Origin of the sequence: Nocardia sp. NPDC051911 (assembly GCF_040681035.1) — a bacterium.
GTDB lineage: Bacteria > Actinomycetota > Actinomycetes > Mycobacteriales > Mycobacteriaceae > Nocardia > Nocardia sichangensis.
This window is the reverse complement of record NZ_JBFAXY010000006.1, coordinates 135043-148405: the sequence shown is the minus strand read 5'-3', so window position 1 is coordinate 148405 and position 13363 is coordinate 135043. Positions and strand designations below refer to the sequence as shown.

16 protein-coding genes are annotated in these 13363 nt (G+C 65.4%); 5 read left to right on the top strand and 11 right to left on the bottom strand.

Annotated elements, in window-relative coordinates; all coding sequences use genetic code 11:
• Positions 1-592 precede the first annotated feature (592 nt).
• The 7 genes from AB0L97_RS09775 to AB0L97_RS09745 form a co-directional block, all read right to left on the bottom strand.
• On the bottom strand, positions 593-850 hold the full coding sequence (locus AB0L97_RS09775; RefSeq protein WP_355069975.1) for a hypothetical protein: 258 nt from the start codon (positions 848-850) through the stop codon (positions 593-595).
• 94 nt (positions 851-944) lie between these two features.
• The gene (locus tag AB0L97_RS09770; RefSeq protein ID WP_364427105.1) at positions 945-1721 is read right to left on the bottom strand and encodes an ESX secretion-associated protein EspG; all 777 of its coding nucleotides are present in this window, start codon (positions 1719-1721) and stop codon (positions 945-947) included.
• A 97-nt stretch (positions 1722-1818) separates the two neighbouring features.
• The gene (locus AB0L97_RS09765) at positions 1819-2979 is read right to left on the bottom strand and encodes a hypothetical protein (protein ID WP_364427102.1); all 1161 of its coding nucleotides are present in this window, start codon (positions 2977-2979) and stop codon (positions 1819-1821) included.
• A complete protein-coding gene (locus tag AB0L97_RS09760) occupies positions 2976-3455 on the bottom strand; it encodes a hypothetical protein (protein WP_364427099.1) in 480 nt (159 codons plus the stop codon). The genes AB0L97_RS09765 and AB0L97_RS09760 overlap by 4 nt, the downstream gene beginning before the upstream one ends.
• A 41-nt stretch (positions 3456-3496) precedes the next feature.
• Positions 3497-4063, bottom strand: coding sequence for a DUF3558 domain-containing protein (locus AB0L97_RS09755; protein ID WP_364427096.1), 567 nt, complete (start codon positions 4061-4063; stop codon positions 3497-3499).
• Between the two features lie 208 nt (positions 4064-4271).
• The gene (locus AB0L97_RS09750) at positions 4272-4484 is read right to left on the bottom strand and encodes a DUF397 domain-containing protein (RefSeq protein WP_364427093.1); all 213 of its coding nucleotides are present in this window, start codon (positions 4482-4484) and stop codon (positions 4272-4274) included.
• On the bottom strand, positions 4481-5362 hold the full coding sequence (locus tag AB0L97_RS09745) for a helix-turn-helix transcriptional regulator (RefSeq protein ID WP_355069987.1): 882 nt from the start codon (positions 5360-5362) through the stop codon (positions 4481-4483). Before AB0L97_RS09745 ends, AB0L97_RS09750 begins: the two co-directional genes overlap by 4 nt.
• A gap of 248 nt (positions 5363-5610) precedes the next feature.
• Here AB0L97_RS09745 and AB0L97_RS09740 point away from each other — a divergent pair, with 248 nt between their 5' ends.
• Together AB0L97_RS09740 and AB0L97_RS09735 are read left to right on the top strand one after the other, a co-directional pair.
• Positions 5611-6072, top strand: a complete 462-nt coding sequence (locus tag AB0L97_RS09740) for a DNA-directed RNA polymerase subunit beta (RefSeq protein ID WP_364427089.1) — start codon at positions 5611-5613, stop codon at positions 6070-6072.
• A complete protein-coding gene (locus AB0L97_RS09735; protein WP_364427086.1) occupies positions 6069-6515 on the top strand; it encodes a DUF4254 domain-containing protein in 447 nt (148 codons plus the stop codon). Before AB0L97_RS09740 ends, AB0L97_RS09735 begins: the two co-directional genes overlap by 4 nt.
• Here the strand turns inward: AB0L97_RS09735 and AB0L97_RS09730 are convergent.
• Complete coding sequence (locus tag AB0L97_RS09730; RefSeq protein WP_355069993.1) at positions 6504-7001, bottom strand: peroxynitrite isomerase; 498 nt, start codon at positions 6999-7001, stop codon at positions 6504-6506. The genes AB0L97_RS09735 and AB0L97_RS09730 overlap by 12 nt on opposite strands.
• Before the next feature lie 179 nt (positions 7002-7180).
• Here AB0L97_RS09730 and AB0L97_RS09725 point away from each other — a divergent pair, with 179 nt between their 5' ends.
• The gene (locus AB0L97_RS09725) at positions 7181-8464 is read left to right on the top strand and encodes a TIGR03118 family protein (protein WP_355070992.1); all 1284 of its coding nucleotides are present in this window, start codon (positions 7181-7183) and stop codon (positions 8462-8464) included.
• A 48-nt stretch (positions 8465-8512) separates the two neighbouring features.
• Here the strand turns inward: AB0L97_RS09725 and AB0L97_RS09720 are convergent, their stop codons facing one another.
• From AB0L97_RS09720 to AB0L97_RS09710, 3 genes are all read right to left on the bottom strand, one after another.
• Positions 8513-9004, bottom strand: coding sequence for a hypothetical protein (locus AB0L97_RS09720; protein WP_364427082.1), 492 nt, complete (start codon positions 9002-9004; stop codon positions 8513-8515).
• 269 nt (positions 9005-9273) lie between these two features.
• Positions 9274-10332, bottom strand: coding sequence for a MerR family transcriptional regulator (locus tag AB0L97_RS09715; protein ID WP_364427079.1), 1059 nt, complete (start codon positions 10330-10332; stop codon positions 9274-9276).
• 560 nt (positions 10333-10892) lie between these two features.
• Positions 10893-11243: a helix-turn-helix domain-containing protein gene (locus AB0L97_RS09710; protein ID WP_355070001.1), complete on the bottom strand. Its 351-nt coding sequence runs from the start codon at positions 11241-11243 to the stop codon at positions 10893-10895.
• Positions 11244-11306: 63 nt separating this feature from the next.
• Between AB0L97_RS09710 and AB0L97_RS09705 the strand changes: the two genes are divergently transcribed.
• Together AB0L97_RS09705 and AB0L97_RS09700 are read left to right on the top strand one after the other, a co-directional pair.
• The gene (locus tag AB0L97_RS09705; RefSeq protein ID WP_364427075.1) at positions 11307-12071 is read left to right on the top strand and encodes an SDR family oxidoreductase; all 765 of its coding nucleotides are present in this window, start codon (positions 11307-11309) and stop codon (positions 12069-12071) included.
• Between the two features lie 349 nt (positions 12072-12420).
• Positions 12421-13359: a phosphotransferase gene (locus tag AB0L97_RS09700; protein ID WP_364427072.1), complete on the top strand. Its 939-nt coding sequence runs from the start codon at positions 12421-12423 to the stop codon at positions 13357-13359.
• Positions 13360-13363 lie beyond the last annotated feature (4 nt).

The window sequence follows — 13363 nt, the reverse complement described above, 5'->3', positions numbered from 1 at the left end:
ATAGACCGTAGGTAGGTTCGATCGGCAACCACTTCAGCGAAATATCTGTCAGAAGTTTCCGCCCTACCGTACACCTGATATTCAGCGTCTCTTAGCATCCTGCTGGACGTTTCACTGAACTGCTCCCAGGTTTCGGTCTCCAGCAGCACCATAAGTATCTTCCGCCGGTCCGGAACCGCCGTCTCTGAAATTTCTTGTGGGGAAGGTAAACGGCCAGTAGAGTACAACCGATCCAGGCGCATGGATGCTGCCGCCCTGTATGCCGACATCAACTCGTCGCTCACTTCATGGGGAGCAACGTGAGTGCGCCACCCAGAACTGAAATCGATGCTGACTGGTAGAAATCCGCCATCGAGATCCATCGAGACGAGTGAGGATCCGGCAGCATATTGGATCGCGAGTGGTTGGGTTTCTCGATCGCTCCGTACTGCCTGTTGCGACAGCGGTGCAAGCGAAGACGCTGATGATTCCGGACGGGTAGAAGGTGGCACCGCGGCGCTCCGTGGGCGATGAGTTCGCCTCGGTTCGAGCGGCTCGTCATCCCAGAATTCATCGGGGTCGTCGTAGTGATTGTAGTGGCCTTGAACCGCCATCAGAGTACCTCGCGGCGTTTGTCAGTCAATGATGTGCAAATATTCGTCTGGTCCGAAATCGCGGTCATCGCGGCGGCGGAAAATCCCGGCGGGTGCAAGCGAGTGTGGTGGGTCCGATCCGCATCGACGGCGACGGGAAGTCGACCGTCATGGAGGTTCACGGTGAACGAACCCGTACCGACCGTGCGGATACCGACCTGTTCATTTACTTTCGATCCCACCTCGCAACGGGGTGCATGCACACCCTCAGTATTCACTGCGGCATCCTCTCCTCGGTCGCTCTTGAGCGACCTACAGCGGTTATCTGAACTAGTTGGACGCCGCGGGACCCGGTTCGGTTCCAATGGATTGCTACCAGCTTTCGGGGCGGGCGGCTTCGAGGCGTTGGAGGGCTTGGTCGATCCAGGTTGTGAAGTGGGTGGTCAGGTCGGTGGGGGTGGTGGGGCGGACGGTGATGTGGTCGGTGCGGTGTTCGGTGTAGCGGCCGTCGGCGGAGATGTCGTGCCACTGGAGGACTTTGGTGGGTTTGGTGTGGGTGTGCAGGGGGGCGGTGATGAGAACGGCGGTGCCGCCGCCGTCGACGGGGCGGCCGAGGAGGCGCTGGTATTGCTCGCGGGGGGTGTTGCGGGCGTTGTCCTGGAGGTAGGTGTCGCGGCGGGGGATCAGGTCGTCGGGGTGGAAGGTGGCGGGTTTCTCCCCTCCGGGGGCGCAGGCGGGGATGGCGTTGACGAGGCGTGCCGGGAGTTGTTCGGCGGGGAACATGCGGCCGCGGATCGGGCCGTGCTCGTGTTGGTTGCCCGCTTGGCTGAGGACGACGGCGCGGTAGCTGTCGCGGGCGCCGAGGATTCGGTACTCGCGGATGTCGTCGGGGCCGGTGCTGTTCCTGTGCTTACAGGTGCCGCCGAGGATCTCGATTCGGAGATCGGAGTCGCCGAGGGTGTGGAAGGCCGCGGCGATCTCGTCCAGTTCGTCCGCGGTGTAGCGCTCCCATACGGCGGCGCGGTGGGCGGCGAAGTCGTCGCGGAAGGCGAAACGGCTGGTGTAGCGCAGTGGGCTGGGGATGCGATCGTGCGCGTCGCCGTACCAGAGAGCGGCGAAATCGTCCGGTTCCCAGGTCCATTCAGCCATGTGAGGTCCAATCCGGCCGCGTCGGAGCGGCCACTATCCACGCACGCCCGCTACCTGTGGATGCGGGCGTGCGCCGAGTCGAGAAGTGTGCGGGCAGTCAGTCGGGGGTGCCACCGATGACGCCGCCGGGCAGCGTTCTCGGGGGCTCGCCGAGCAGCTCGTCGGTGTTCTCCTGGGTGATCAGGTAGTCCGGTGTCTTGTGCTCGGATTCATCGTCCTTGCCGCTGCCGCGAGAGCCGTGCGGCATCATGCCCGACGTTCCGCTCGTGCCTCGCAGTCCGGAGGTGGTCCGCGCCGCGGCTGCCGGATTCATTGATGTGTTCGGCGTTCCCGGTGTGCCCGCGATGCTGCGTCCCGGTTGCGGCTGGTTCGTTGTGCCGGGCGTGCCGGGGCTGCCCGGTGTGCCCGGGCTGTGTGGGGTCGGGGTGCCCGTCGACGTGGTCTTCGTCGGGTCCGTGGTGGAGGCGGGGGTGGTCGACGTGGGGTCCACGCCTGCGGGCTTGGTCGTGGTATCGGACGCCGTCGTGTCGGAGGATTGCTGGTTCTGGGTCGACTCGTCGGTGGACTGCTGCTCTTCGGTGCTCGTCGCGTCGGGCTTGCCGTCGCCGCCTTTGTCGCCGGGACTACCGGAATCGTTGGTAGGGCCGTTGTCGGAGTCGTTCGACGAGGGGCCCCCGCTACCGTCGCTGTGGTATCCGCCCGGAGGGGGCGCCGGGATGTCTACCGACGCGGTCGGGCCGACCGGAGTGGGCAGCACCGGAATTTTGCCGTCCATCTCGCTGAACGGCTGAACGTAGTATTCCTGCATCGCGACCCGCGCGGATTGCTCGGCCAGGAAGCGTTCGCTCGACAGATTCCAGCGCCTCGGATTGAAAATGCGATCCTCGAACGGGATATTGACGAGATCGGGGATGGCCTTCTTCGTATCGGTGATCGCGGTGGCGGCGTCGCGAACCCGGTAGTACAGCTCCTCGAGGGATGTCGTCAGATTCTGTGCGTCGCTGGTGTATTTGGCGATGGAGCTCTTGGACTGCTCCGCTGCGGGGCCGGACCAGGCTTGCGCAATGGACGTCTGGATGGAGCGCGCGAAAGTCTCAACACCTCGCTCCCACTCGTTGCGAGCTTGCCAGTACGTGTCAGCTTGGGTGAACGTGTCGGTGGGGTCGAGCGGCTTGAACGTGTCGGTGATGCGGGAGTGTTCCCAGCTGTCGGCGTGCTCACCACCGTTCGGGATGCGCTTGTTCTCGTAGCCGTTCATTCGTCGGTTCCATTCGGGAGTCTGGGCGGTGAGAACTGGACGCCGACGGGCGGTCGCTCGGGCAGGGTGGTGTTCAACCGGTTGAAATCTGCGGCAAAGTCACTGTCTACCTGCATGATTCGATCACGGGCGAGCCGATGCACCTCTTGGATGTCCTCGACGATCCGATAGTGATCTTCCATGATCTGATAGACGCTGTTGTTGTCTTCCGCGCCGCGGGCCTTCTTTTTGAATCTATCGACCAAGGTTTGTGCCGAGACCATGTCGCCGTCGCCCTCCCCCAAGCCCCAGTGAGACTGCTTTGAAACAAAATCCATGGACCTCTGGATCTTCTGAATGGCGCTCTTGAAATACTCGCAATCGCGGTCAATGTAGATGAAGTCCTCTGCGGACATCCGCATCTCTAGCTGGCCCTCTTTGGTCGCGCTCAAAATGTTCGCCATCGGCCGAGGCGGCTGCGCGCTGTCGTCACCCATGTGTTACTCCCTCCCGGTGAGTTCGATCGCTTCAGCGAGTTTCAGGACGTGGCAGGCATTGTTGGCACTACCTTCTCGGCGAGGGTCCGTGCCAGTGCGCAAGTATCCAGGCTCCCCGTATTTTTGCGCGACGGCGGATTGCTGAGGAATATTTCGAGGCTTCCGCCCTTCATCTCCACGTTGATCGTGCACACTGCATCGGGGTGCTCATCGACCTGCCGTGTCGAGATCGCGCGGCGACCGTTGATCGTGTACTCGCGCGTATCTGCAAACTTCTTGTCCCGCACCATGTCCACAGTGATGTTTGTCGTGGTGATGACCGGGGCGTAGCCGTCAGTCTGGAGCCAAGCGCAACCACGCCACTTGACCCCGCCGGACGCGTTCGAGTCCTGCTTGTCCTTACTGCGCAGGCTCTCTGAATCCAGCACGCTTTGTGGGATGTCGGTGCACGGGTCGTAGCCGGTGGGTACGTCAGGGGCGATGCTGGGGCTGGTGGACGTGGCTACCGTTGGCGCGGCATGATCGGTTGAGGAATCGCAGCCTGGAAGAACGAGTGCGGCACCGAGAGCGAGGATGGTCAGTCGCCGAGATTTCCGCCCTGAAGTCATTGGTTCCCCTCGTGCACCGGTGTGTGGTTCCTGGCCCCTCCAGGGCCGGACCAGCTCCTCCGCCCCCTGCAGTGAATGTTGACGCTACCGGGAGATTTCCCTAGGGCGCAAGCGCGCCGACATGCATCGCTCGTCCCGGAAACTCCGGTTGGATCGAGCACCCTGGACCCCCGACTGGGAGGTCCAGGGACGTGGGCAAACGGCTCCGTCAGGGTTGGTAACGGTCGACTTCTCCGTTGGCTATGCAGGCGGTGAACGAGTCCCACTCGCGCGGAGTGAACACCAGAGCCGTGCCGGTGGGATTCTTCGAGTCGCGTACACCCACCGAACCTCCGCTCAGGAACGCGACTTCGACACAGTCCCTTGACGCACTGCTGTAGCTGCTCTTGAACCAGGTGGCTTCAGAAAGGCCGTCGTTCACTCGGCGTACTCCTTGGCGATCTTGCGGATGAGGGCTCGGCTTCGCTCTTGATCCAGTGCCGATCGCTGGATATCGGCGTACGCCTGGCGGTGTTGCCGGATCTCCTCGGGCTTCTCAAGATACAGGTTGCCTGTGAAGCCCTGCACGTAGACAACCGGTGGTTCGGTGAGATGGGCAGTGGGGTGTTTGGGGAACTCGAGCATCGCGAACGGGCCGACGCCGAGCCCTACGTATGTCTCCGCTGCGAGCGGGACCACTCGCACCGAAATATTCTGTTGCCCACCAACTCGTGTCAGATGCCAGAGCTGATCGGCCATGACCGAGGGGCCGCCGACCGCCCGCCGCAGCGCGGATTCGTCGATGACGGCATCCATGCGCAAAAGGTTTGAATCGCTGTCCAGACGTGACTTTCGTTGCCTGAAGACCTCGATCATTCGTTCGACTTCTGGTCCGGAAATCGTTGGGAAGTCCACCCAGATAAGGGCGCGGCGATACTCATCGGTTTGCAAGAGGCCGGGGAGCAGGGTTGTTTGGTAGGAGACGAGTCGCTCGGCTGTCGCCTCCAACTCCACGAAGAGGTTGAAGTCTTCAAGGATGGTGTCGTTGAACGCATGCCACCATCCGGTGCGCTTGGTCTCTTCGACCAGGTTGAGCAGGATGGCGGTGCGTTCCTCGGACGCCCCGTACAGCTTGCACAGCCCTTCGATGACCAGCGGATGAAGCCGGACGGACTGCCCGGTCTCGATCCGCCACAGGGTCTGCTTGCTCACGTCGATCGCGTCACGGGCGTATTCCGCGCTGATGCCCGCGTTGATTCGCAGCGCCCGGAGCTGACGCCCCAGCATCCGGCGAGGCAGGGTGGAACCTGTTGAAGTCACGACTAATCCCTTTCGTAGCCGAACTAGTGGTCGGGTACCTAACTGGAACCTTGTGGCGGGGGGTCTTGGAACCTGGGCCGTTTCCGCCCGATTCCACCACTGAGAACATTCCCGCCCAGCGATATCCGGTGCTTCACTGAACGCGCCCGGACCCAATCGAAGAAGTGCTGAAACCTTAACCGCGCCAACGGTTCCAGGTCCAGCGACCGGGATTTCGCGTACCGAACTATGTGAATCGAGGCTGGCGAATGAATCATGCGGCATTCGCGGACACTCCCGCGTCCCGCTGCGCGTTTTACCGCCGCACCTGTGGGTTGCCCGCCGGTATACATCCGGAGATCGGCCGCATCGTCGTGAAGGCGGGCGTGGTGGGCGGGATCACGATGCCCGACAGGCTGGGGCAGCGCGTGCGCGACGACATGCTTTTCCGTGGCCACTCGATCGGCCCGGTGATCGCGCATATCCGTTCTCGCCGATGGACTTTCCTGTGCCGACCGGATCTACCCGACGACGTGCGGTTGTTCGCCGCGTTGTTCCGGATCGACGTTTCGATCGTGCCGTTCGGCAGTGAAATCGCGCTGCCGTCACCCGCCGACGCGAACGGCGTATTCCGCCGCTGGGTGGTGGCGCCGCGGGATACGTTTCGTCCGTCCGGGATGGTGATCGTGAACTGCGTGCTGGCCCGCGCGGGTGGGAAAGGTGCGGTATGAGCGAAGGACTGCCGACGCGAAGTCAACTACTGCGCGCCTGTAGAGAAGACGTGCCGCCACCGGGACATCCCGTGCTGCTGCGGGCGCGCACCTTGGCTGACCTCCATATTCGCCGCATCCGGGTGGATGGGGAATGTAGTTGCGGCGGCGATGAGCGCCGGTCACGGCTGATTCGGGACATCGACCGCTGGGTCGAGGTTCGTTTGCCCGCCGCGCGCGGCGGAGCCTATCTGCACACCGAATCGTTCGGCTCGGTGGTCGACCGCCTGGCGCGGCTCAGCGCGTACGCGCACGCGGCCATGGCCGACGACCAGGAGTGGGACCTCTGGTTCGCGTGGGAGCGGCTGGCCGAATCAGCGGTCGCTTATGAAGACCTGGTCAGCGAGCTGAGCAGTGGGCGGCGCCGGTTGCCGAGCACCTTCCGGCCGGGGTCAATTCCGTAGCAGAGTGGCGGCCAGGTGATGTTGCAGTGGTTCGCCGACCGCCGCCATCCGGAGTGTGTAGTCGATGGTGTCGCCGGAGAGGTGCAGCGATCGGCCGAGGGCGGTCACGAGTTTCGCCGTGCCGCTGCGGCCGAGAGCGGTGGAGTCCAATTCCATGCGCAGCGTGCCGTCCTCGACGGCGAGCGAGCCCTCGCAGATTTCCGTGATGCCGGTGGGATGGGCGAGGATCAATTCGACGCGGTCGGGGCGCGGGCAACGCAGATAGCCCGTCTCGGCGTGCAGCGGCCTGCCGTCGTCGGTGGCGCGGGTCTTCTGCCGGTAGGTGAGGAACGGGCGGCCGAGATGGCCGAACCGGATTTCCTCGACATAGCCGAACGGCTGAATGGTCGGGTATTCACCCTGCCCATTACCGCGCCACGTGCCGAGCAGTGGAGCGAGCGGAGCGATATCGGGATGCAGGGCAATCGCAGGCTGGGGTTCGGCCACGGCGAACAGCCTAAACCCGTCCTCATCGAACCGTTCGGGTACTCCCGAATTTGCCGCAGGCTAAGGTTAGCTTCGCCTTATCACCAATGTGGTGTGGTCGGAAAGGAAACAAGAAGTTGAACGGACGCTGGAATGAGTCGCGCCGTGGCGGTACGCCCCGGTCGCGGACCCGAAGTGGTCTGCTGCGCGCGTCGGCGCTTGGCGTCGCGCTGGTCGTGGCGGCCGGCTGCTCGGACTCGAAGTCGGACGAGGTGCCCGCGCTCGACGGCAACAAATACGTCCAGACCAATCTCGCGGCCAACAACGCGGAGTACAAGGCGCAGTTCGTTTTCCCCGACCTGGTGAACGCCTGGGGGCTGGCCAACCGCCCCAAGGGCGCCGGTGGGCACTTCTGGGTCGGCGCGGGCGGCAAGTCGTTCCAGTTCGTCGGCGACGTGACCAAGTCCTCGGACGACAAAGTGCACAAGCTCTTCCAGGACCCGCTGAAGATCGTCACCATCCCCGGCGCCGACGCCGACACCTCGGACAAGAGCGCGGGCAAGACCACCGGCGTGGTGTTCAACCCGGCGCCGATCACCTCCGACCTGTTCGTCGTCCACGACCAGCCGGTGGAGGAGGAAGGCGGGCCGCTGAACGGTTCGGCGCGGTTCATCTTCGCCACCGACTCCGGCAAGATCTCCGCCTGGACCGAGCTGGGCTTCGAGGGCCGGATCGTGCGCCACGACGGCCCCGCCAACCTGGTCTTCGACGGACAGTCGCAGGGGATGCAGTTCTTCGGGATCGCGCTGGCTCCCTCCGGTGACAAGCTGCTGGCCGCGGATTTCGGCGCCGACCCGCAGGTGCGGACGTTCGACAAGAACTGGCAGCTGATCCCGACCACCGGCTTCGCCAACCCGTTCGCCACCGGCGACGCGATCGACCCGGCCGCGCCGGAAAAGGGCAAGAAGGCCAAGCCCGGCGATCCCGCGCCGTTCAACGTCTCGACCATCGGCAACCGGGTCTTCGTCGCCTATGCCACCACCCAGCCGGACGAGAAGGACGCGACCAAGTTCGATGCCGGTGAGGAGGACTCGCTGGACAAGGACAAAGAGGGCGGCAAGCCGGACAAGGGCAAGCTCGCCGAGTTCGACGCAGGCGGCAAACTGGTGCGCATCATCGACGACGGCAAGCGCCTCAACGCCCCGTGGGCGGTGACGATCGCGCCGGACGGGTTCGGTCCGCTCAGCGGCAAACTGCTGGTCGGCAACTTCGGCGGCGCGGGGCACGTGCTGGCCTACGACGACACCACCGGCAAGTTCGCCGACTACCTGCGCGATGCCGACGGCAAGCCGGTCGCCATCGAAGGACTGTGGGCGCTGATGTTCGGCAACGGCGAGAGCCTCGGTGACGCCGACTCGCTGTACTTCACCGCGGGACCGGACGACGAGAAGGACGGTCTGTTCGGCAAGCTTCGCTTGAAGTAGTCGCGCTCCGCAGCAGCCCGCACCGAATCGGTGCGGGCTGCTCGCGCTTCAGCGGCCTCCGTTCGGGGCCGAGGCCCGGGGTTCGGTGCGCCGTTCGCGGATAGCCGACTCGACTTCGTCGACCGCCGTTCGGATCGTCGCCCCGTAGCCGTCGTCGGCGAGCGTGTGCAGACGTGTGCGAGCGGCATCGATTTCGCGCTGTGCGGCGTCGAACGAGCCGAGCCTGCGATAGTCGTCGGCGAGATTGAGGTGCAGCGACGGGTAGAACGCGGTCACCCGCAGTGATTCGTCGAAGGTTCGAGCGCGAGCGTCCGAAAGGCTGTCGGCGGCGTCCAGTGCGCGGATGTCCCAGGTGAGCGCTTCGGCGGCGTCGTCGTACAAGTCGGCCAGGTAGTGGGCGAGGGTGCACCGGTGCAGTGGGTCGCCCTGTGGGCCGAGCGAGGCCCATACGGCGAGCAGAGCTTCCCGCGCGTCGTCCGGACGGCCTTCGCGGCCGAGTGCGACGGCGCTGGTGATGGTGTTCATGGTGTGGTCGTTCATGCGGAACTCCTTCAGGTGGGGGATGGACGCGGATCGTTTCGTGTGCGAGGCCGAACGGTCGGCGTCGGGCGGCCGATCGATCGGAAGTAGTGGCGGTGGGCGGGAACTTGCGATTCCGAGATGGGTGATCGATCGGAAGTAGTGGCGGTGGGCGGGCACCTGCGATACCGAGATGGGTGATCGGATCGCGGTGCCAACAGAGCGGGAGGGACGCGGTGGTCCGTGCCGCGCAGTGGTTTGCGCGGGCGATGGCCGGCGGCGCGGACGACTTATACGGAGACGTTGTGGTGGAGAGACCGGACCGGCATGGCCAGGGTGGTGAGGTCTCCGTCGGTGGCAGAGCGCAGCACCACCGGCTGATCGGCGGCGATGATGTCGAGCATGAGGTCGGGGCCGAGCGCGGTGTGGACAGCGGGCAGCAGTGTCGCGGGGTCGAACGACAGTGTGACGGCGGAGCCGGTCACCTTCGCGGGCAGGCTCTGCACGTCCCCCGGCACCGATACCGAGATATCGGTCGGATCAATCGCGAATTGCAGTGCTTCATCCGATTTCTCGAGAACCCGCAGCATCAGATGCCGGGCGACGACCACCCTGGTGCGCACCGGTCCCAATCCCGCCAGTACGGCGCGGTGGTCGGGGAAGGGAGCGTCGATGACTGCCAGTCGGTGTTCCGCGCCGCCTCCCGTCAGAAGCAGCCCGCCGCCGGACGGTGCGGCGACGACCTCGTCCATGCCGCGCAATCGGTCGGTGATCGACTCGAGCCCGTTCGAATCGAGCACCACGGACCACTCGCCGCCGTGCTGCCGGGTCGCCACCACGGTGCGCGTGGACAACCGGTAGCGATCGGTCGCGGTGAGGGTTACCGCGTTGGCGCCCGCTTCCAGCAGAACGCCCGCAAGCACGGGTATCTCGCGGGTACGGGCCACCGCGGTGCGGACCTGGTCGAGCGCCTCGGCCAGCGTCGCCGCATCGATCGCCACCTGCGTGCCGAGAGACTGTTCGACCACGGCGGCGACGCGCGCGGCCTCGTCCGCTCGCCGCGCCAGTTCCGCGACGTGACGATCGAGCAGGTATCGTGCCCGGTCGGTGTCACCGGCGAGGATCTCCGCGATGGTGTCCAGCGGCAGATCGATCGAGCGCAGCTGCCGGATGAGCACCGCCCGCTCCCGCTGCGCCTCGGTGTAGTAGCGGTATCCGGTCAGCGGATCGACTCTGGCCGGAACGAGCAGGCCGCAGTCGTCGTAGAACCGCAGCGCGCTCGCCGTGAGCCCGCTGGCTCGCGCGAGCACGCCGATCGTGATCAACCCTGTCGACTCCGTACTCACCACCCGGCCATCATGGAGCCTCAACCAACTCGAAGGTCAACTTCGCGGGTGGAGCAACCAATCGCAGTCCATGTGTTCCGCTGCTGGAACGCGATGCGCACGCTGCCGAGCTGCGGGAAAGCCGAAGTTGCCGCAGCCCGCCAGGGCGCAGTGTCCGCGACTTCGCGGGGCTGTCGGTGTTGCCCGCCGCAAATCAGGTGGTGCACAACCGCAGGACATGGGCAACTGGACGGGCAGACCGAGGCGCTCGACATCCGGCCGCGTATGTGCGCCGGCCACGTGAAAGCATCGACGAGCTTCAGCACTTGCGGCAGGATCGCGATGAACAGATCCAGCATCGGCGGCCGGGTCTCCGCCTTTGGCGGTGTCGCGAGAGTTTCGCGACTGGTCGAGGTAGAGCACACGGCCGTCGCCTGTCACTCGGATGTGCTCTAACAGAGGGGCCAGGGGTGGGGGAAAACGCGCCGGTGAACGGTTCCTTCATCCTGACCATGCTGTGATTCGCGTCTCACGCATACGAGGTCGCCACTCGCAGAACCGCGAACCGTCGAGCCTGGCGCGAGTCAGTCGGCCCCGGCCTCGATGGGGGTCACGCGCCAGCGGCGCGACCAGTCCCAGACCGATCCGAGTGCCGTGCCGAGTTCGGCTCCCGCGGTGGTCAGTTCATAGGACTTGTCGGGGTTCTTCGCGATGAGGCCCGCGGATTGCAGGTGTTGCAGGCGGACCGAAAGCATGCTCGAGGAGCAGTTGCCCATCCGTCGGCGCAGTTCGAGGAAGCCGAGGCGGTCGGGTTCCAATTCCCACAGGATGCGCAGAATCCAGCGTTGGCCGAGTAAGTCCATCGTGGCCAGTAACGGCGCGTTCGCCGGGTCGTCCCGCCCACGCGGCGGCTTGGGTTCGTTTGCGCTTCTCATTTAGAACCAGCATAGTGGTTCTGAATCAGAAGCACTGGCCCGGGTGCCGGGCGGACCGAAAGGGTGACGGTGGACGAGAGGACCGGTCGGCGAATCGTTCTGATCACGGGTGCCTCCCGCGGCATCGGCGCGGAGACCGCCCGGGTGCTCGCGACGCGCGGCGACCATGTGGTGATCAATTACCGGGAGAAGGCGAAGCGGGCCGACGCGCTGGCGGGGTCGATTCGGCAGGCGGGCGGTAGTGCCTCGACGGCGGGCGCCGACATCGCCGACGCGGATTCGGCCCGGGCGCTGGTCGCCGGGGTCGCCGAGGAGTTCGGCCGTCTCGATGTGCTGGTGCTGAACGCGTCGGGTGGGCTGGAGCGCGATGCCCGGCCCGACTACGCCATGGCCCTCAATCGTGACGCGCAGGAACGGCTTGTGCGGCTTGCCCTGCCGCACATGCCTTCCGGTGCGCGGATCGTTTTCGTGACCAGCCATCAGGCGCACTTCCACGGCCGCAAGCCCGTCCCCGCCGACTACGAACCCATCGCCGCCAGCAAGCGCGCGGGCGAGGACGCGCTGCGCGCCATGATCCTGGAACTCGATGCCAGGGGCATCGCCCTGCACGTGGTCTCCGGCGACATGATCGACGGCACGATCATCGTCCAACTGCTGGAACGCCGAAATCCCGACGCCGTCGCCGCGCGCCGCGAGCACGGCGACTTGCCCACGGTCACGGAGTTCGCCACCGCGGTCGCCGATGCCACCGCCGCCACCGCTGACCCCGGCCACACCATCTACATCGGCGGTCTGGATTATCTCGACGCGCAAGAGATCACATCCTGAAGCGATGCCGACCCGCAGGCATGACGCACTCCGGCCGTGGGCGGCAACCTGCCACGCGGCGTGTCGATCGCGCCGCGGGGAATAGAAGCGCTCCGGTAGTGCCCGGGAGAACCATCCGGAACGCGCGCTTCGAATTTCGCACTATCAGACGCCAGCGCCTCGAGTGCGGAGACGCCCTGCGGCGCGAAAGCTGAATTGCCCAGAGTCGAAGGGCTTGCCCGTGTGTGACGAGGTCGCCCTTGCGTTCGGCCTTGCCTCATGAAGAAGTGTGGCGGTGCAGTGCCGATCCGAGCGCATGCGGGCGCGTAATTCGGTGGTGAGTTCCCGGTGCGGCTCGGACGATCGAGTGATGGTGGGTTACCAGGGCACCGCTCTGCGGATCGGATGGGCCGAGGCGCCGGAGCCGGTACGGGCGGAAGTAGAGCGCGTACTCGGAGACGCCGTCCACACTGCCGAGAATCAGCGCGGAGGGTTCAGCCACGGTGTGGCAGCGCGCTTGCGCACCGTCGGCGGTGGTGCTGCCTTCGTGAAGGCGATCGAGGCGGAAGACGGTCTCGCGGTGATGTATCGGCAGGAAGCGCGGATCGCGGCTCGGCTCCCGGCGACGGTGCCCGCACCGCGATGCCGGTTCGCGACGGAGATCGCGGGGTGGTTCGTCGCGGTTTTCGACGATGTCGAGGGAGCGTTTCCCCGACTCGGCGAGCCGGGGGAGTTGCGAGACACTCTCGAGCTGGTGGCGCGATTGGCGGCGGAGCTGACTCCGAGCCCACTGGCTGATGTGCCGACGGTTGCGGAAGCCTACGGACCGGAGCTGACCGGCTGGCGAACGTTCGTGACGGAAGGGCCTCCGGCGGACTTGGACAGTTGGTCGCTTCGTCACCTGACGAAATTGGCCGAACTGGAAGCCGCGTGGCCCACGGCCGCGGAAGGAAACACTTTGCTGCACACGGATCTTCGGCCGGACAACATGCTGCGGCGGCCCGATGGTGCGGTGCTGGCGGTCGATTGGGCGTGGGCCTGCCGGGGCGCCGCGTGGATCGACCTCGTCGCGCTCGCGCCGTCCATCGCGGCCGCCGGTGTGGATCCGGATCCGATCATCGCCACCCATTCAGTGACTCGCGACGTGGACCCCGTGGCGGTCGACGCTTTCGTCTGCGCGCTCGCCGGGTATTGGGCGGCGGCTTGCCGGAAGCCGGGACCGCCGCGTTCGCCGCGGTTGCGTGAGCATCAGTCAGTGTTTGCCCGGCTCGCCGGAGCGTGGCTGGCGTGTCGTCTCGGCTGGCCATAATCCC